At 57.6% G+C, this 19230-nt stretch carries 18 protein-coding genes; 14 read left to right on the top strand and 4 right to left on the bottom strand.

Annotation, left to right across the window (positions count from 1 at the left end):
- Nucleotides 1-50: 50 nt before the first annotated feature.
- The 3 genes from trxA to ABWH92_RS04110 are packed head-to-tail and all read left to right on the top strand — an operon-like array spanning nt 51 to nt 1946.
- Nucleotides 51-974, top strand: a complete 924-nt coding sequence (gene trxA / locus ABWH92_RS04120; protein ID WP_375572404.1) for a thioredoxin — start codon at nt 51-53, stop codon at nt 972-974.
- A 46-nt stretch (nt 975-1020) separates the two neighbouring features.
- Nucleotides 1021-1707, top strand: coding sequence for an LON peptidase substrate-binding domain-containing protein (locus ABWH92_RS04115; protein ID WP_375572402.1), 687 nt, complete (start codon nt 1021-1023; stop codon nt 1705-1707).
- A 17-nt stretch (nt 1708-1724) separates the two neighbouring features.
- Nucleotides 1725-1946 (top strand): Trm112 family protein, encoded by a 222-nt coding sequence (locus tag ABWH92_RS04110; RefSeq protein WP_375572400.1) that lies wholly within the window; start codon nt 1725-1727, stop codon nt 1944-1946.
- A 57-nt stretch (nt 1947-2003) separates the two neighbouring features.
- Here the strand turns inward: ABWH92_RS04110 and ABWH92_RS04105 are convergent, their stop codons facing one another.
- Nucleotides 2004-3248: a ubiquinone biosynthesis hydroxylase gene (locus tag ABWH92_RS04105; RefSeq protein WP_375572398.1), complete on the bottom strand. Its 1245-nt coding sequence runs from the start codon at nt 3246-3248 to the stop codon at nt 2004-2006.
- 114 nt (nt 3249-3362) lie between these two features.
- Between ABWH92_RS04105 and tesB the strand changes: the two genes are divergently transcribed.
- From tesB to ABWH92_RS04070, 7 genes are all read left to right on the top strand, one after another.
- Nucleotides 3363-4262 (top strand): acyl-CoA thioesterase II, encoded by a 900-nt coding sequence (gene tesB / locus ABWH92_RS04100; RefSeq protein ID WP_375572397.1) that lies wholly within the window; start codon nt 3363-3365, stop codon nt 4260-4262.
- Between the two features lie 374 nt (nt 4263-4636).
- On the top strand, nt 4637-4975 hold the full coding sequence (locus ABWH92_RS04095; protein WP_375572395.1) for a P-II family nitrogen regulator: 339 nt from the start codon (nt 4637-4639) through the stop codon (nt 4973-4975).
- Between the two features lie 27 nt (nt 4976-5002).
- Nucleotides 5003-6376 carry an ammonium transporter gene (locus tag ABWH92_RS04090; RefSeq protein WP_375572393.1) on the top strand — a complete coding sequence of 458 codons (1374 nt, stop codon included), beginning with the start codon at nt 5003-5005 and terminating at the stop codon, nt 6374-6376.
- Nucleotides 6377-6552: 176 nt separating this feature from the next.
- Nucleotides 6553-7800, top strand: coding sequence for an aminotransferase class I/II-fold pyridoxal phosphate-dependent enzyme (locus tag ABWH92_RS04085; RefSeq protein WP_375572392.1), 1248 nt, complete (start codon nt 6553-6555; stop codon nt 7798-7800).
- A gap of 14 nt (nt 7801-7814) precedes the next feature.
- On the top strand, nt 7815-10622 hold the full coding sequence (locus ABWH92_RS04080) for a DNA translocase FtsK 4TM domain-containing protein (RefSeq protein WP_375572391.1): 2808 nt from the start codon (nt 7815-7817) through the stop codon (nt 10620-10622).
- Nucleotides 10623-10727: 105 nt separating this feature from the next.
- Nucleotides 10728-11387 (top strand): outer membrane lipoprotein carrier protein LolA, encoded by a 660-nt coding sequence (locus ABWH92_RS04075; RefSeq protein ID WP_375572390.1) that lies wholly within the window; start codon nt 10728-10730, stop codon nt 11385-11387.
- A gap of 69 nt (nt 11388-11456) precedes the next feature.
- Nucleotides 11457-12287, top strand: coding sequence for an exodeoxyribonuclease III (locus tag ABWH92_RS04070; protein WP_375574180.1), 831 nt, complete (start codon nt 11457-11459; stop codon nt 12285-12287).
- Between the two features lie 10 nt (nt 12288-12297).
- Here ABWH92_RS04070 and ABWH92_RS04065 read toward each other — a convergent pair whose 3' ends face one another.
- Together ABWH92_RS04065 and ABWH92_RS04060 are read right to left on the bottom strand one after the other, a co-directional pair.
- Nucleotides 12298-12750: a Crp/Fnr family transcriptional regulator gene (locus ABWH92_RS04065; protein ID WP_375572389.1), complete on the bottom strand. Its 453-nt coding sequence runs from the start codon at nt 12748-12750 to the stop codon at nt 12298-12300.
- Between the two features lie 40 nt (nt 12751-12790).
- Entirely contained in the window at nt 12791-13474 is a 684-nt protein-coding gene (locus ABWH92_RS04060) for a response regulator transcription factor (protein ID WP_375572387.1), read from the bottom strand.
- Nucleotides 13475-13673: 199 nt separating this feature from the next.
- On the opposite strand from ABWH92_RS04060, the gene ABWH92_RS04055 reads away from it, so the two are divergent.
- Nucleotides 13674-14192, top strand: coding sequence for a L,D-transpeptidase (locus ABWH92_RS04055; RefSeq protein WP_375572385.1), 519 nt, complete (start codon nt 13674-13676; stop codon nt 14190-14192).
- A 5-nt stretch (nt 14193-14197) separates the two neighbouring features.
- Here the strand turns inward: ABWH92_RS04055 and ABWH92_RS04050 are convergent, their stop codons facing one another.
- On the bottom strand, nt 14198-14887 hold the full coding sequence (locus tag ABWH92_RS04050; protein WP_375572383.1) for a YggS family pyridoxal phosphate-dependent enzyme: 690 nt from the start codon (nt 14885-14887) through the stop codon (nt 14198-14200).
- Between the two features lie 137 nt (nt 14888-15024).
- Between ABWH92_RS04050 and leuS the strand changes: the two genes are divergently transcribed.
- The 3 genes from leuS to holA are packed head-to-tail and all read left to right on the top strand — an operon-like array spanning nt 15025 to nt 19221.
- Nucleotides 15025-17649 carry a leucine--tRNA ligase gene (gene leuS, locus ABWH92_RS04045; protein WP_375572381.1) on the top strand — a complete coding sequence of 875 codons (2625 nt, stop codon included), beginning with the start codon at nt 15025-15027 and terminating at the stop codon, nt 17647-17649.
- On the top strand, nt 17642-18187 hold the full coding sequence (locus ABWH92_RS04040) for a hypothetical protein (protein WP_375572379.1): 546 nt from the start codon (nt 17642-17644) through the stop codon (nt 18185-18187). The genes leuS and ABWH92_RS04040 overlap by 8 nt, the downstream gene beginning before the upstream one ends.
- On the top strand, nt 18187-19221 hold the full coding sequence (gene holA / locus ABWH92_RS04035; protein ID WP_375572377.1) for a DNA polymerase III subunit delta: 1035 nt from the start codon (nt 18187-18189) through the stop codon (nt 19219-19221). The genes ABWH92_RS04040 and holA overlap by 1 nt, the downstream gene beginning before the upstream one ends.
- Nucleotides 19222-19230 lie beyond the last annotated feature (9 nt).

The raw sequence follows: 19230 nt of genomic DNA, 5'->3' as shown, positions 1-19230 counted from the left end.
GGCAATGCCCATTATCGAGGCACGAAGATCGCAACGCGTAAGGACATCCCATGCTGATCGGAACCGGCTCGACGCCTCAATCTTCCCCGAGCTCTGCTGCCGGGGGCGGCGACATCATTGATGTTACGACCGCTGATTTCATGGCGCAGGTGATCGAAGAATCCAAAACGCGCCCAGTGCTGGTGGATTTCTGGGCCCCGTGGTGTGGCCCTTGCAAGCAGCTGACGCCAGCATTGGAAAGTGCTGTTACAAAGGCTGGTGGCAAGGTCCGTCTTGCCAAGATGAACATTGATGAGCATCCCGAAGTGGCTGGTCAAATGGGTGTACAGTCTATTCCAGCCGTTTTTGCGTTCGTTGATGGCCGCCCAGCCGACGGTTTCCAAGGTGCTCAGCCAGAAGCCCAAGTGCAGGCTTTCATCGAAAAACTCATTGGCCCACAAGGCCCGAGCCAAGCCGATGAGATGCTGACAGCAGCCGATGAAGCTCTCAGTGCAGGCGATCTGCAGGGCGCGGCCAACATGTACGCGCAGATTCTACAGATTGAGCCAGAAAACGCTGGCGCGATGGCTGGCATGCTCAAAGTCTATGTTGCCGCAGGAGAGCTGGAAACCGCACGCCAAGCGCTTGCCAGCTTGACCGATGAGATGAAGGCTAATCCCGCCATCCAAGCTGCGGAAGCAGCGCTTCATTTGGCCGAAAAAGCGGCAAGTCTTGGCGATGCCGAAGAGCTGACCGCACGCTTAGAAGCCAACCCCGATGATCATCAGGCGCGCTTCGATCTGGCGCTTGTTCACAATGCGAAAAACCATCGCGAAGCAGCCGCGGCAGCCCTTGTCGAGATCGTCAAGCGCGATAGGTCATGGGAGGATGATGGCGCCCGCAAAGAACTGCTGCGCTTGTTCGAAGCTTGGGGGCCGACCGATCCGGCCAGCATAGAGGGCCGCAAGAAACTGTCCCGGGTCCTGTTTTCTTAAAAAGCGCCGAGCCCGCGCCTGAACGGACAATGTATCAAAGGTTCTTATGGCACCCTCGCACAGCTCATTAGCGCAACGCATTCCGGCGATCATCCCAGTGTTTCCGCTCTCCTCGGCACTGCTGTTGCCACGTGGACAGATGCCACTGAACATTTTTGAGCCGCGCTATCTGGCCATGGTCGACTATGCCCTGGGTCATGAACGGCTGATCGGCATGGTGCAGCCAAAGTTTGAGCGTGATGGCTCGCCTGTGATGGGGCTTGACCCTGACACACCGCCGCTCTGCGATATCGGATGTCTGGGGCGCATCTCTGCCTTCCAAGAAACCGACGATGGCCGCTATTTGATGACGCTAACTGGTGTCTGCCGCTTCAAGATTGAGGAAGAGGAAACCGCCATCACCCCGTTTCGCATGTGCCGTGTGATGACCGAGCAGTACCACCAAGACTTTGAGCAAGGCGCAGGCGAGAAGCTCGTTGACCGCGACACGCTGCTCACCACCTTCAAAGCCTATCTAGAAGCCAACGATCTGGAAGCTGATTGGTCAGGCGTAGAGAAAGCCTCCAATGAGGCTTTGGTGAACGCGCTTTGCATGATGAGCCCCTATGGTCCACCGGAAAAGCAGGCTCTGCTTGAAGCTGATGATCTGCGCGCACGTGCTGATACACTGATTGCCATCACGGAGCTGTCACTGGCCCGGGACAATGATGGCGACCGCACAAGCTTGCAGTAGCACGAGGACGTTCACCGATGGCTGAAATCACCAAACGCCTGACGATTGATCGCAAGCTGCTCGACATCTTGGTCTGCCCGGTGACCAAGTCGGTGCTGCACTATGATCACGACAAGCAGGAGCTTGTCTCCTACGCAGCTAAGGTCGCCTACCCGATCCGCGACTCCATCCCGATCATGTTGATCGAGGAAGCCCGCGAGTTGGACGATGCGGAGCTAGCAAAGATCAAAGGCAGTTGACCCCGAAGCCGCACTTCCAAACCCCTCGTGGCCAAAGGTGACGGTCGGCGCCCAAAGCTAAATCGCCTCGCCTGACATCAACCTTGGACGGTCCTTGGCGATGCCCGCTGCCTCGTTGATGAAATAGCTTTTCAGCTTCGGCAGCCGATCCACGACGCCCAGACCAAAAGAGCGCGCCATACGCACAGGCGTCAAATCGTTGGAAAACAGACGGTTCAAAACATCGGTCACCACGCCCATCTGAGCGGTGTCGAACCGCCGCCAGCGCTGGTAGCGCTCCAAAACATCCACCGATCCAATATCAAGCCCAAGCCGCGCAGCATCGACCACTGCCTCGGCAAGCGCGGCCGTATCGCGGAAACCCATATTAAGGCCCTGCCCCGCAATCGGGTGCATACCGTGCGCTGAATCTCCAGCCAGCGCCAACCGCGGCGCGATGAACGAACGGGCAAGCTTCAGGCCCAGCGGATAGGCCACGCGGCGGCTTTCCAGTTTGAGCTCGCCAAACTGGGCCCCGAACCGACGTTCCAGCTCGAGCATGAACGTGAACTCATCGCCGTTGACCAAGGCATCGGCCGTTGCGGTTTTCTCCGTCCACACGATGGATGATCGCTTGCCAGGCAAGGGAAGCGTTGCGAACGGCCCTGCGGGCAAGAAATGTTCATACGCAATGCCCTCATGATCGCGTTCATGGCTCACCGTGCACACAATGCCCGACTGACCATACATCCAGCCAACCGTCTCGATGCCAGCCAGATCGCGCAAGCGAGACCGCACGCCATCGCAAGCCACGAGAAGACGAGACGACACCTGCCGCCCATCGCCCAGTACGATGTTCACATGTCCAGAGTGGGCCTGAAAATCTTCCACCGTCTGCGGCGCCTCGATAAAAACACCTTCTTCTTGGCATCGCGCGCGCATGCTTTTCGTCATCGCGCCATTAGGCACCATATGCGCAAACGGCTCGCCGTGTTTGGTTTCGCCATCAAAGGTCAAAAACACCGGGCGCACCGGATCACGCGTCTCTGAATCGGTAATAATCATCTTGTTGATCGGCTGGGCTTGATCCTCCAAACCCTGCCAGGCGCCAAGCGTCGTCATCATGGTGCGCGCGGCACTGGCAATCGCTGATGCACGGCCATCCTTGTCGGCAACGTCAGGCTCGCGCAAATCGACCACGGCAACGCTCAGATCGCTTGCCCCAACCTTGATCGCCAAAGCCAGCGACAAGCCGACATACCCGCCACCTGCGATCAGCACATCAACGGTTTGAGGAACTTGGGAAAGATGCGCGCGCGCCATTTGGGAAACCATAAGCTTGTTGTGATGGCGCTAGCATGATCCAACGGCAACAAAACACAAGCACGCACACTGTCTCACCCGGCCAGTGGCCGGGAGCAGAGAAAGGTTTTGACGATGACATCAGAGAAGGGCCATGCCTCCATGCAGGCGCTGATGCGCGTGCTTGATCTGGAAGTTCTCGAACAGAACCTCTTTCGCGGCATCTCGCCAGATGCTGGCTGGCAACGCGTTTTCGGCGGCCAAGTCATTGGCCAAGCCTTGATGGCCGCCTGCAAGACCGTGGACGTCGACCGCCACCCGCATTCGCTTCACGGCTATTTCATGAGGCCCGGCGATCCGTCTATCCCGATCATCTACGAGGTGGATCGTATTCGCGATGGGCGCTCCTTTACCACCAGACGCATTGTGGCGATCCAGCATGGCAAGGCGATTTTCTCCATGTCATGCTCGTTTCACGTCACCGAAGAGGATGTGTTTGAGCACCACAGCGCCATGCCAGACGTGCCGCCACCGGAGGATCTGGCCGATGAGTCCGATATGAAAGCGACATTCATGCAAGTCGCGCCGGAACCCATCCGCAAATACTGGGAGCGTGAGCGCCCCCTGGAATTACGCCCAACCAGCTTTGACCACTACACGTCCGATCAACCCCAACCGGCGGAGCAACATGTCTGGCTGCGCTCCACCGCTCCGGTACCAGAGCCGTTCGCCGATGATCCACGCGTCCACGCAGCCATTTTGGCCTATGCGTCAGATATGACGCTGCTGGACACCGCCCTCTTTCCCCATGGCCTGTCGATCTTCTCACGCGCCATCCAAGCAGCAAGCCTTGATCATTCCATGTGGTTCCACAGGCCGTTTCGCATCGAGGACTGGCTTCTCTACGCCCAAGACGCGCCATCGTCCCATGCTGCACGTGGGTTTGCGCGCGGCGCGATCTACAACCGTGCCGGAGATTTGGTCGCTTCCACGGCGCAAGAGGGGCTGATCCGTCCAAACAAGCCCAAGCCTTAAGCAAAGTCGGCCGTGAGATAAGCTGTCAGATTGGTATGCCTATTTCTTAGGCATTATGTTGCACTGCAACCTGCACAAAAAGCAGGCATGTCTTACCGATTTTTAAGACTCTGCTGTGTGCCTGTTCATAGCAGCTTACTAGCGAATCATTTTTTTTATATATTTCAATATTTTACACGAAAAATCTGAATCTGGCACGAAACTTGGATGAATTGTGGCGTTCGCAAGGCAGCGGCGTGCCAGCCCAGCCCTTGCGGCCCGGATCGTCTCCCCCTGGTGTCATCCGGTTTTAGCTTGCGGGCGGCGGGTGCTCATCACAGCAGCGCACATCGTTCGTGCAAGGCCAACGTGTAGAAGAATAGGACGACACGCGTATGAAAATCGTCATGGCCATTATCAAGCCGTTCAAGCTCGACGAAGTTCGTGATGCCCTGACCGCCATTGGCGTGCAGGGCCTGACTGTCACGGAAGTCAAAGGCTATGGCCGGCAAAAAGGCCACACAGAAATCTATCGCGGCACAGAATATGCCGTTTCCTTCCTGCCCAAACTGAAGATTGAAGTCGCCGTTTCGGCAGACCTCATCGACAAGGTGGTGGAAGCCATCTCCTCGGCAGCCAAAACCGGCCAGATCGGTGATGGCAAGATCTTCGTTTACGGCCTCGATCAAGCCATCCGCATCCGCACCGGCGAATCCGACGCGGCAGCGCTGTAAATCTCTCCCCAAGCAAAGGGTAATTTCATGTCCAAGCGTTATCTTCAGGTCGGGATGGCAGCCTCAGCTGCGCTTCTCGCCCTTTCAGCGCCGGCGCTGGCGCAAGACGCCACCGAAGCGATGGCCTCCTCGGAAGTGCCTGAATATTCGGTCTTCGTCTTCAACACGACCTTGTTCCTCATCGGCGGTTTCCTCGTCATGTGGATGGCCGCTGGCTTCTCCATGCTCGAAGCTGGCCTGGTGCGTTCCAAGAACGTGTCCATGCAGTGTACCAAGAACATCGGCCTCTTCTCCATCGCCGCTGTTGCTTACTATCTGATCGGCTACAACCTGATGTATCCGCTGGGTTCCTGGTCCATTGGCACCGACGAAACCGGCGGTTACCTCGGCGCGTTCGCCTTGGCGGCGCTTGAAGCTGTTGGCGTCTCCGCTGATGCCGCTGATGACATCGGTTATGCCTCCACTGGCTCCGACTTCTTCTTCCAGCTGATGTTCTGCGCCACCACGGCATCGATCGTGTCCGGTACACTGGCTGAGCGCATCAAGCTCTGGCCGTTCCTGATCTTCGTGCTCATCCTGACCGCGCTCATCTACCCAATCCAGGCATCCTGGAAATGGGGCGGTGGTTTCTTGGACAGCCAGTTCGGCTTCCTGGATTTTGCTGGTTCAACAGTTGTGCACTCGGTTGGTGGCTGGGCCGCTCTTACCGGCGCGATCATCCTGGGTGCCCGCAAAGGCAAGTTCGGTGCTGGTGGCGAAATCCACCCAATGCCTGGCTCGTCCATGCCGCTGGCAACGCTTGGCACATTCATCCTGTGGCTCGGCTGGTTCGGCTTTAACGGTGGTTCCCAGCTTGCTCTGGGTTCTGTTGGTGATGCCGCTGATGTCTCACGCATCTTCTCCAACACCAACACAGCCGCTGCCGGTGGTGCGATTGCCGCCCTGATCCTCACCCAGATCCTCTACAAGAAGGTCGATCTGACGATGGTTCTGAACGGCGCGCTGGCTGGCCTGGTTTCGATCACAGCTGAACCGCTGACTCCAGGTCTTGGCGCAGCAACTCTGATCGGTGCCGTTGGTGGTGTGATCGTGGTGATCACTGTGCCACTGCTCGACAAGCTGAAAATCGACGACGTTGTCGGTGCCATCCCAGTTCACCTCTTTGCAGGTATCTGGGGCACGCTGGCTGTGTTGCTCACCAACTCCGATGCGACGCTGGTCGGCCAAGTTGTGCCAATCATCATCGTCGGCGCCTTCGTGGTCGTCACCTCGGCAGTTGTCTGGTTCATCCTCAAAGCCACCATGGGCATCCGGGTGTCTGAGGAAGATGAGATGCTGGGTCTCGACAAAGCCGAGATCGGCGTCGAAGCCTATCCCGAGTTCGGTGCCGGCAAAGCCTAAACCGAGCATTTGTCTCCCAAAGCGGCTGTTTTCCCGCCGCATGAACTGGGCCCGGAGATCACTCTCCGGGCCCTTTTTCGTGGGCCGATTGTGAAGGCGAACCCCCACCAAACGTCCCATGCGGATACCCTCTTGTGACACTCCCCTTAAGCCAGATTTAACCATCCGGTGCGACGGTGAGCGCACATGTTTTGCGTTCCATCATCCGCCGAACGCTGGGGGTCTGCATCGTGATTGCGCATGCTGACATCCGGCGGTTTGTTTATGAGACAGGCTCACCGTTCAAACGGCTTGAAGCCCTGCTGGCACCCGTGCGTCCCAACCCTGATCTTGAACCGATCACCATGACGGTTGGCGAACCGCGCCATGCACCGCCCAAGGGCATGCTTCAAGCACTAAGTGCTGCCCAAGCCGGCTTTGCCAAATACCCAGCCAGCACAGGCATACCGGAGCATCGCCAATCCATCGGCGAATGGCTGATCCGTCGCTATAACCTGCCACGCGACCGACTTGATATCGACGCACAGATTTTGCCGCTCAATGGCTCACGTGAGGGGCTGGTTTTGGCCGCACGCACCGCACGCGACATGCGCCATGATGTCGAACGGCCCGTGATTGTAATGCAGAACCCGTTCTATCAGGCCTACGCGGCGGGCGCCTTGATGGCCGAGTGCGATGTGGTTCTGCTGGATGAAACCGACACGCGCGGACAGGGCATTCCAGAGGCTGTTTGGCGGCGTACCGTAGCCGCTTACATTGCCTCGCCAACCAACCCGCAAGGTCAAATACTCTTACACAGCGACTGGCATGCCTGGATTGAGCTTGCACGCCTGCATGGCTTCTACCTTTTCGCCGACGAGTGCTATTCCGAGATCTACCGCCACGATGCACCGCCGGGTGTGCTGGAAGTGGCTGCGCGTAGCGCTGGCGGGTTCCGCCATGTTGTGAGCTTCAACTCACTGTCCAAACGCTCCAATCTGCCAGGGCTTCGCACCGGATTCGCCGCAGGGGATGAGGCCTTTATGGCGACGTTCCTGAAGCTGCGAACCATGGGTGGGCCCCAGGTTCCTATCCCCTTGCAAGCCGCTGCAACTGAGGCCTGGAAAGACGAGGCTCACGTCATGGCGAGTCGCACGCTTTACGTCAAGAAATGGACTTTGGTCGAAGACACCCTTGGTGCCCATCTCAGCGAGGCCACACCGGGCGCAGGTTTCTTTCTTTGGCTGAAACTGCCTTCAGGACTCACGGATGTGGATGCAGCCCTACAGCTCTGGGAGAACCAGGCCCTGCGCACGATTCCTGGCTCTTATCTCGCCTATCCAACAACACCAACCACATGCCAAGACCGATTAAGGCTGGCCCTGGTTGACGACGAACCCACCACGGCCGAGGCGCTCTCCCGTCTTGCCACCTTGTTTGCGTAAGAACGGAAACCATCATGCGGACCAAAAACATCCGGACCATGCGCACTTTTGATACGCCCTTGCTCGACACGAGCTTGATCAAAGCGATGATGCGGCGCCAAGCGGCAACACTATCGGGCTTGGCACTGATTGCCTGTGCTGCTTTGGCGGTGCTTGCGCTTGCCACGTGGTCGGTGGCGGACCCAAGCCTCAGCCACGCCACCGCAGCGCCTGTGACCAACATGTTGGGCAGCCCAGGCGCGGTTTTTGCCGATCTTGTCATGCAGATTTTGGGTCTTGGTGCGGTCTTCTTTTTGGTTCCGGTGGTCATCTGGGGCTGGCACCTCATGACCTATGGTGGTTTGGAAGCCAAACCGCGCCGCATTGCCTACGCACTCGGCTTTACGGCGGCGTGCTGCGCTCTGTTGGCCTTGTTACCTTTGTCAGGCGCTTGGCCCCTGCCCATCGGCCTTGGCGGTTTGGTTGGCGATGGACTGATCGCCTTGCCACACGGCTTGATCCCCGTGCCCTTTATCCCGGGCCTTATCGTCGCCACCCTTGCGATCCCAGCGGCCATCATCACGTTCCGCCAAACAGCTGCAACGCCCGTTCTGCCAACCCCGCCTTCACCTGCCGACATGCGCATTGAACCACGCCGCGTGCACCGCGCCGACGGCGTGGAGGAAGAGTATTGGGAAGACGAGGACGAGGATTTTCAGGACGAAGATCGCCCTGGTCGCATGCAATTGGCCATGGGACATGCAACCCATCTGGGCTACTCGAGCCTCGCAGCGGTGAAACGCCTGCTGCCAGGCAGTCGCCGGGCCTATCCGCCGGTTCGCCCCGACCTTGGCACGCTCAACGCACGTCTGCGCGCCTCCGAAGAACCCGAGTTCGCGCAGGATGAGCCGGGCTATGCTGAGCAAACACCGCAAGCAGCTTGGGACCAACCGCAACTTCAGCCTATCGCGGCCGAACCTCAGATGGCGCATATGCAACAGGTTGCTCCCCACTCTGCACCGATGCCGGCGCAACAGCCCGCACCCATGGCTGAAGACGATTGGTCACAATTTGAACCAGCACCGCCTTACGAGGCAGCCATACCGGCCAACATGCCGCCGCTCGACAGTGAAAATCCCGCCGCATGGGTGGATCAACCGCGCCAAGCAGAGCCTGCATATGCACCACAGCCAGCACCAACGCGCGGCCCGGCTTCGCGATCCAACGCGCGTGTGGCTGAAGTTGCAAAGCCGAAACCTGGCAAGCGCGCTGCGCGCGAAGCGCAAGCCTCGCTGATCAAAGATGGCGAAGACTTTGAGCTGCCGCCGCTCCATCTTCTCTCTGAAGCCCCTTCAACCGGCCAGAAGGCACTCTCGCCACAAGCTCTGGAGCGTAACGCCGGGCTTTTGGAAGGCGTGTTGGAAGATTTCAGGGTAACGGGCGAAGTCATCAATGTGTGCCCAGGTCCTGTGGTCACGCTTTATGAGTTTGAGCCTGCACCAGGCGTGAAATCGGCCCGCGTCATCGGTCTCGCCGACGACATTGCCCGCTCCATGAGCGCGATCTCTGCCCGTGTGGCTGTGATCCCAGGGCGCAACGCCATCGGCATCGAACTGCCGAACAACACCCGCGAGACGGTCTATCTTTCAGAGATCCTGGCCTCGCAAAACTTTGAAAAAGCCAAAGGCAATCTCCCTCTGGCCATGGGCAAGACCATCGGCGGCGAACCGGTCATTGCTGACCTCGCACGCATGCCACACTTGCTGGTGGCTGGTACCACCGGTTCGGGTAAATCGGTGGCGATCAACACTATGATCCTGTCGATCCTCTATCGCTGGACACCCGAAGAATGCCGTTTGATCTTGATTGATCCAAAAATGCTGGAACTCTCGGTCTATGATGGCATTCCTCATCTCCTGACGCCGGTCGTGACCGATCCCGGCAAGGCTGTGGTCGCACTGAAATGGGCGGTCAAGGAGATGGAAGACCGCTACCGCAAAATGTCCAAGCTCGGTGTGCGCAACATCGATGGCTTCAACGCTCGCGTCAAAGAGGCTGAAAAGAAAGGCGAAATCATCAGTCGCACGGTTCAGACCGGCTTCGATGAGAACACTGGAGAGGCGGTCTACGAGCGCGAGGAACTGTCTTACGAGCCGATGCCTATGCTGGTCATCGTGGTCGATGAAATGGCCGACCTGATGATGGTTGCAGGCAAAGAGATCGAAGGCGCTATCCAACGTTTGGCGCAGATGGCGCGCGCTGCTGGTATCCATATCGTTATGGCCACGCAGCGCCCATCAGTCGATGTCATCACCGGGACGATCAAAGCCAACTTCCCAACACGCTGTTCTTTCCAAGTGACCTCGAAGATCGATTCACGCACCATTCTGGGCGAACAGGGCGGTGAGCAGCTGCTTGGCCAAGGCGATATGCTGTTTATGGCAGGTGGCGGGCGCATCCAGCGCGTGCATGGACCTTTCGTGTCAGACGAAGAAGTCGAACTGGTTGTCGATCACCTCAAAGCTCAAGGCGTACCGGAATATCTGCACACCATCACCGAAGAGAGCGATGATGACGAGGATCCGAACGCTGACCCAACGGAGAAATCGATCTCGCGGCTAGAAAAGTCTGATGACCCGTACGAACAGGCCATTGCTGTTGTCATGCGCGACAAGAAAGCATCCACCAGCTACATTCAGCGCCGTCTTGGCATCGGCTACAACCGGGCCGCCTCGCTCATCGAACGCATGGAAAAGGAAGGGCTGATCGGTCCCGCCAATCATGCTGGCAAACGCGAGGTTCTCATGCAGTTGGGTGAAGACGATGATCGGTTCGCCGATTAACGGACCGCTCAGCTGGCGTTAAGGTTGGGTTTGCCACACTCCGGTCGCAGTGATTCGCTTGTTCTGCGCCAACATCACTGATGGACCACCTTTAAGGATATGCCCGTGCCCGCCTTTTCATCCCGCCTCACATCAGGCCTTGCCGTTCTTGCCACATCAGCCGCGCTGACATTGGGTCTGTTCGCAGCGGTGCCTGCCAGCGCTGTGAACACTTTCCCAGGGGCTTTAACCGAGGAAGACATTGGCGAAGTGGAACGCCTTTCCGGTCACATCAATTCCCTTGAGACCATGCAGGGCCGGTTCATTCAAGTTGGCCCAACCGGTGAGCGCACCGAAGGCTATTTTGTTCTTCATCGCCCTGGGCGTCTGCTGTTCCGCTACCTGCCGCCATCACGGTTGGAAATCGTTTCCGATGGGACAGGCCTCGTGGTCCGCGATGCATCGGTGGGAACCCACGACCTCTACCCGATTTCCCAGACACCTCTGCGCTTCCTGCTGGAAGAACGGGTTGATCTGGTCGGTGATGGCAATGTTCTGGATGTCTCAACCTCAGAAGACACAGTTACCGTCATGATGCAGGACGAAACGCCGATCGGGCGTGGACGTATTGCGATCACGGCTACGCAGGAACCTCTGGAAATTCAGCAATGGACAGTGACGGACCCACAGGGGTTTGAAACCACGGTTGCATTGTTCGAGGTGGAGTATGGCCGCCCAACCGATCCAAACTGGTTTTACATCGACCACCTCAATCGCGGCGAGTAGAGCCAATAACAAGGGGATGGGTCGACGTCATTGCTTGCTCGACCCTCTCCACGAGCTTAAGCCTGCATGATGACCAAAGCTCACTCTGCTGCCTTCCGCCTAGCAACCTGGAACATCAACTCAGTGCGCCTGCGCATTGAGCAAGTGACACGTTTTCTCGACGAGCATCAGCCTGATGTGCTGTGCTTGCAGGAAACCAAATGTCGCGAGGAAGAGTTTCCGGCCAAAGCAATCCGCGCAGCGGGCTACGAGCACATGGCCATTCATGGCCAGAAAGCCTATCACGGCTCAGCTATCGTTTCGCGCTTGCCGCTCAGCGACATCGATCGGGTCGACTTTTGCGCGATGGGCGATGCACGCCACGTGGCAGCAACAGTGGCTTTGCCAAAAGCGCTGAGCAATGCCGACGCTGTTCGGGTTCATTCACTCTATGTACCCGCTGGTGGCGACGAGCCGGACGTTGTCACCAATCCGAAATTCGATCACAAGCTGCGTTTCGTCGCCGAGATGGGTGACAAACTTCAAGCCGATGCGTCTTTGCCCACCCTGATCGCCGGGGATCTCAACATCGCGCCTTATGAAGAGGATGTTTGGTCGCACAAACAGCTCTTGAAAGTGGTGTCACACACGCCTGTTGAGACAGAGCTGTTTGAGGCAACGCGCGAAGCGCTGGGATACACCGACACCATGCGTCGGCACGTCGCGATGGAAGAGAAGCTCTACACCTGGTGGAGCTACCGCGCCAAAGACTGGGCCGCCTCCAACCGTGGCCGCCGCCTAGACCATGTGTGGACGTGCCAAAAGTGGTCTGAGCGCTCAACGGGCATATCGGTGTACACCGACGCACGAAGTTGGACGAAAGCCTCTGACCACGCCCCAGTTATCGTCGACTACGCGTAAGGTTGGCCTGTCAAAGTGGCCGACGGCCGCTCACAACCACAGAAGCGCGCCCCGTAAGGGTGCGTAGCTCATCAGACATATCCGCATAAAGCTGAGCTGCCAGATCGGGAAACTCTGAGAGCATCCGCACAAAGAGCGACCGGCGGATCAACAGCACTTCCACGCGGGAAACAGCAATCGCGGAATGGCGACGCTTCGTGGGTGCAAGAAGCGCACGCTGCCCAAGCAAAGTACCAACCTTAAACCTCTCACCCTCGTCATCAGGGCTACCATCCGTCAGGCGAATCTGGCCGGAAAGGAGGACATAACCGCCTTCGGTTGGATCACCGACACGAAAAAGCGTCGCGTCGGCGTCGTGATGCTGGTTCTCGCCGCCAAAGGCGAGCAGGCGCAAATGCTCATCGCCAAACCGTTCAAAGAACGGGACGCGCCGCAAAACGGCAATGTCGGAGGCGAGGCTCATATGGCATCCCAAACAATCGCAGAGGTCCAGCTAGCATGGATCAAGAGACCAGCTTGTAACCACCCGCTTCGGTCACCAGGAGATCAGCACGGCTGGGATCGCTCTCGATCTTCTGCCGCAGGCGGTAGATATGGGTTTCCAGCGTGTGCGTTGTCACCGCAGCGTTGTAACCCCAAACTTCAGAGAGCAGCACATCGCGCGCCACCGGTTTGCCGCCAGCACGATGAAGAAACTTCAAGATCGAAGTCTCTTTCTCCGTCAGGCGTACTTTCTTGCCCTCACCATCCTGCAAGAGCTTGGCTGCTGGCTTGAACGTGTAGCGCCCCATCTGAAACACAGCATCTTCGCTCTGTTCGAACTGACGAAGCTGCGCGCGAATGCGCGCCAGAAGAACGGCAAAGCGAAATGGCTTGGTGACGTAATCATTGGCGCCAGCTTCCAAACCCAAAATCGTATCGGAATCGGTGTCATGCCCGGTGAGCATAATCACCGGCGCCTTGAAATCATTCTTGCGCAACAAGCGCACCGCCTCGCGACCATCAAGGTCAGGCAAGCCGACATCCATAATCACAAGATCGATATCATTGGCGCGAGCATACGCAATGCCCGCTTGTGCGCTGTCACAATGATGCGTGGCAAATTCATCATAGAGCGCAAACTGCTCCTGAAGAGCGCCTGCAAGCTCGGTATCATCGTCCACGATGAGCAACATACGTCGGCTCATAACCCTACCTTCAGTTTGGCTGACATCCAAAAGATGTGCGTCAGACCCCCACACGTGCTTTACGGCAAGGCCGCGCTTGCGCGCAAGCGCGCCAGACCGCACACTCGCGCGTATGCTAAACAGGCCAAGGTATAGAAAAGGTTGGGCAAAGCGACATTTTCATGCCGCAGCACCACGACCGAAGCGCTTCGCCATTGTGGTGCGTGCACCGCAAAGCCCGGCCACGCGGCACCTTGGTCGGTTTTTGCTGGATCGCAAAGCCTATGCCTGCGCCTTGGGAAAAGCGGGGATCACAGGCAACAAACGCGAAGGCGACAGCGCCACACCTCGCGGTCCATTGCCTATTGTAAGTGGGCGATTCCGGGGTGACAGGGCGCACAAACCTTTCGGCTACGAATCGTTCTGGCAGCGAATCAAACCGGAAGACGGTTGGTGCGATGCTGCTTTCACACCAACCTATAACACCCCAGTTTCGTTGCCCCACCCACACGCGCACGAGGTTTTGACGCGCGAGGATCATCTTTATGATCGTCTGATCATTCTTGATTGGAACATCTCGCGGCGCGCGCATAGGCGCGGTTCAGCCATTTTTCTGCACCAGGCCCGCATCGAGGACCATCAAATGCGCGAGACCGAGGGCTGTGTTGCTTTGGAAGCCAGAGTGTTTGCAAAACTGGCACCACGCTTGGCGCAGCTTACCGCTGTTCACGTGGTGTGATCGGCTTAAGCCACCGGCGCACGCGCCCCAAAGATAGCGCTACCCACCCGAACGTGGGTGGCACCGCAGCCAATAGCGACCCTGTAGTCTCCACTCATTCCCATCGACCGGACTGGTAGGTGGCTTTCATTAGCGAGCTTACCAAGCAAATCAAAATGGTTGGCAGGGTCTTGATCCACCGGAGGAATACACATCAAGCCTTCAATGGTGAGACCGTGAACCTCGCGGCAACGCGTCACGAAAGCGGTTGTGTCCTGAGGGGCGATACCGGCTTTTTGGGGTTCGAGGCCCGTGTTCACTTGGATGAGGCAGGGCAGGGCACGTCCTTGCTTGGCCATCTCGTTGGCCAAAGCTCCAGCGATCTTGTCCCGGTCTATGCTCTCGATGACATCGAAAGTGGCAACCGCCTCTTTGGCTTTGTTAGACTGTAGCGGTCCAATGAGATGAAGGACCAAAGGGTCGTCAGACTGATGTGCCCAGCGCTCGCGCAAGGCCGGCCATTTGCCCATCGCCTCTTTAACACGATTTTCGCCAAAAACGCGCTGTCCGGCGTCGATCACGGGCCAGATAGCATCACCGTCATAAGTTTTGGACACGGCAACAAGGGTCACATCCCCACTTGGCCGTCCGGCCATGCGCTCGGCCTCTTGGATTGTTGAGCAGACCGCCGTCCACCGTGTTACTGCTTCACTCACCCTACGCTCCTAGCTTTTCAGGCACGGTTGACCACATCCGCGCTTTCTGGTGAAGGTCCACCACCCAAGTTCTAAGCAAATCGTGGACGCACGACGTCCCTACCACCCCCCAAGTTTCCAGAGCGACGATTGCCTTCATGACCGGTCCTTCACGCCAAAACGCGCCTGAGCGCTACAACCCGCAAGCTGTAGAGCCGCACTGGCAGGCCAAATGGAACGAAGCGGCAGTGTTTGAGACGCAAAACGACGATCCGCGTCCCAAATATTATGTACTGGAGATGTTTCCCTACCCCTCTGGGCGCATCCATATCGGCCATGTACGCAACTACACGATGGGCGACGTGGTGGCGCGCTACAAACGCGCACGCGGTTTCAATGTGCTGCACCCAATGGGGTGGGATGCTTTTGGCATGCCAGCGGAAAACGCTGCGATGCAACACAAGGTGCACCCGCGCGACTGGACCTATCAGAACATCGACGCGATGCGCAGCCAGCTCAAAGTCATGGGCTTATCCCTGGATTGGACACGCGAGTTCGCAACCTGCGATGTTGAGTACTACCATCGCCAGCAGATGCTGTTCACCGATTTCTTGAAAGCTGGTTTGGTGACTCGCAAAACCAGTCGAGTGAATTGGGATCCGGTGGATCACACCGTGCTTGCCAATGAGCAGGTGATCGATGGGCGTGGCTGGCGCTCGGGCGCATTGGTCGAACAGCGCGAACTTGCGCAATGGGTGTTTAAAATCACCGATTACGCGCAGGACTTGCTCGATGGCCTCGATGAGCTCGACAATTGGCCGGACAAAGTCCGGACGATGCAGCGCAACTGGATCGGTAAGTCCCGCGGGCTTCACATGGGCTTCACGCTGACCGAAGCAACCCATGGCTTTGAAAGCATTGATGTTTTCACCACTCGGCCCGACACGCTGGCGGGCGCGAGCTTCATTGCTATTGCACCAGAACATCCGCTGGCCCAAGCATTGGCGGAAGACAACAAAGAACTGGCAGCCTTCAACACAGATGTGCGCCGTGCCGGGACATCGGAAGAGGCTTTGGAAAAGGCCGAAAAGCGCGGCTTTGATACGGGCCTGACCGTCCAGCATCCGGTTTACTCTGATCAAACACTTCCGGTTTGGGTCGCCAATTTCATTTTGATGGATTACGGCACCGGCGCAGTGTTTGGATGTCCAGCGCACGACCAACGCGACCTTGATTTTGCGCGCAAATACGATCTGTCCGTCACTGACACTTATTACGCATTGGACGACGATACGCCGGTGGCCAATGAGGCGTTCGTACCGCCAAAATCACAGAAAGTACGGTATGTGAACCAACCTGCTGGGATTGAGATAGCCACAGGCGACGAAGGCGTGGATGAGACCATTGCTTGGGCCGAAGAGCAAGGGTTCGGCAAGGGCCAGGAGCAGTTCCGTTTGCGGGATTGGGGCGTTTCACGCCAACGGTATTGGGGCTGTCCAATCCCGGTGATTTACTGCGAAGACTGCGGCGCGGTACCTGTTCCCGCTGGTGATTTGCCGGTTAAGCTTCCTGACGATGTGTCGTTTGATAAACCAGGCAACCCGTTGGATCACCACCCGACGTGGAAGCACACAAACTGCCCAAACTGTGGCAAAAAAGCCGTGCGCGAAACGGACACGATGGATACGTTCGTGGACTTATCCTGGTACTTCGCAAGGTTTACCGACAGCTCCGCGGAAAGCCCGACCATTCCAGGCACCGCTGAAGCCTGGCTGCCTGTTGATCAATACATTGGTGGCATCGAGCACGCGATCTTGCACCTGCTCTACTCTCGCTTTTTTGCTCGTGCGATGAAGGCCACCGGCCACATGGATGTGCGCGAGCCGTTCAAGGGTCTCTTCACCCAAGGCATGGTGGTGCACGAAACCTACAAAGGAGCCGATGGTTGGATCGAGCCAGCCAAGGTTCTCATTGAGGGCGAAGACTCAGCTCGTATCGCCAAACATATCGACACCGGCGAAGTGCTTGAAATCGGCTCCATCGAAAAGATGTCGAAGTCGAAGAAAAACGTCGTCGACACCGATGAGATCATTGCCAGCTACGGCGCCGATACAGCGCGCTGGTTCATGCTGTCAGATTCCCCGCCCGAGCGCGATGTAATATGGTCCGATGCAGGTGTAGAGGGGGCACACCGCCATATCCAGCGCGTCTGGCGTTTGGTGAACGATGTGGTAGCCGCAACACCGGATGGTTTCAGCGACGCCAAACCCAATGTGTTTTCCCAAGACGCGCTTGGCTTACGCAAAGTGATGCATCGTATGCTGGCCGCCGTTGCCGACGATGTGGAAAAGTTGGCCTTCAACCGCTCCGTTGCCCGCATCTATGACGCAACCAATGCGATCAGCAAGGCGCTTTCCAAGAAGAGCAACGACGCAGACATGATCTGGACGCTCCGCGAAGCCGTGTCTCTGCTGGTCGAAGCCATGCAGCCCATGACCCCGCATTTGTGCGAGGCGTGCTGGGCAGAACTGGGCAACGAACAGATGCTGGCAACCAAACCGTGGAGCGAGGTTGACAGAACCCTGCTTGACGATGACACAGTGGTGCTGCCCATTCAGGTGAACGGCAAAAAACGCGGCGACATCAGTGTTGCCAAGGATGCCGACAAATCTGAGGTCGAAGCCGCGGTTCTGACTGACACCACGGTGCAAAAGCTTTTGGATGGCCAGTCACCGAAAAGGGTGATCGTTGTCCCACAAAGGATTGTGAACATCGTTGTCTGATACAGCTTCCCCGTTGCGACATATGATTTCCCGCCGAGCTCTGCTTGGGGCGTTCGGAGTCGGGGCGCTTGCCCTTACCGGATGCCAGGTCAGCCCGCTTTATGGTGACCAATCGCCAGCCACCGGAGGTCGTTCGGCCACCGCATCCGCGCTAAGCGCGATTGCTATTGATGCACCGTCTGATCGCACAACCCAGCTTGTTCGCAACGAACTGTTTTTCGGTCTTGGGAGTGGTTCGACCACACCGCAATACCGTTTGGCTCTACGCGCTTCCAGCGGCGCGCAAACACTGGGTGTCGGTGGGACAGGGGCCGCCTTTGCACGCACTGTGCGCGTAACGGCAAGCTATCAGCTTTTTGTTATAGGGGCCGAAAGGCCAATCGCAGAAAACACAGTAATTTCAACAGCTTCCTATGATTCAGTCGATCAGCGGTTTGCCAACCAGAGAGCTTTGATTGACGCTGAAGCGCGCGCGGCGCGCGATGTTGCGCGGGTAATTGAAGCACAGCTTGCAGCGGCTTTTGCTGCTGGCCGTTGATGGCTGAAGTAAAGGGCCAAGCCATCGAACGCTTCCTTGAGCAGCCTCCAGCAGACCAACCCATCATTTTGATCCACGGCCCGGACCGCGGACGGGTTTCTATGCGGGCAAAGCAGCTTGTTGCCTCTTTGACCGGTCCCAATCCCGACCCGATGACGCTTGTCGACCTCGACGCCTCATTGCTGAACGAAGACCCGGCAAGGTTGGCCGAGGAAGCGGACAGCGTGGCGATGTTTGGTGGACAAAAAACAGTGGTAGCCCGACTTGATGATCCCAAAGGCCTGATGAAGCCAGTTGAGGCTCTTTTGGCGACACCACCGGCCGACGCGACCGTGGTTATTGTCGCAGGAGACCTGAAAAAGACGCACCCGTTGCGGAGCCGAATCGAAAAATCTGGCTCTGGCGCTGCGATCGCTTGCTATGCGGCCGACCGTCGCGACGTTGCCGCTCTACTGGTTAAAATGGTGAACGACCATGGGCTGAGTATCGATCGGGAAGCCCAAGATGATGTGCTTGCAATGCTCGGCGCTGACCATGCCATGTCACAGTCTGAAATCGAGAAGCTCTGCCTTTTCGCTCGTCATGATGGCACGATCACAACCGAACACGTACACGCTATTCTCGTCGATGGATCGGCGCACGCCATGAGTGATGTCAGCGATGCAGCCTTTGCAGGCCGCCGCAGCAGTGCGCTTGAAGCACTTGCGCGAGCCCTGGCCGAAGGCCTTGAACCGTCCGTCATCACGCAGATACTGCTACGCCATGGCCAAACACTGGAAAGGTTGAAAAGCGAGATTGAGCGAGGGGCATCACCAGACCGGGCACTGTCATCGGCGCGCCCACCGATCTTTTTCAAAAGGCGCGCAGCTATGGAACAAGCGCTTTGCCGATGGACCGCGCCTGGGTTGCGACGATGTGTTTCTTACTTGGATGAAGAACTGGTCGCTACGCGTCTCGATCAAACGCTCAAAGCCACGCGTTTGGAGCGCCAAGTTCTGCGTGTTGCCTCTGAAGCGTCGCGCGGCGCTCGCTGATCCCTAGGT

The organism is Ahrensia marina (assembly GCF_042140245.1).
Classification (GTDB): Bacteria; Pseudomonadota; Alphaproteobacteria; order Rhizobiales; family MH13; genus MH13.
This window is presented reverse-complemented; position numbering and strand designations above follow the sequence as displayed.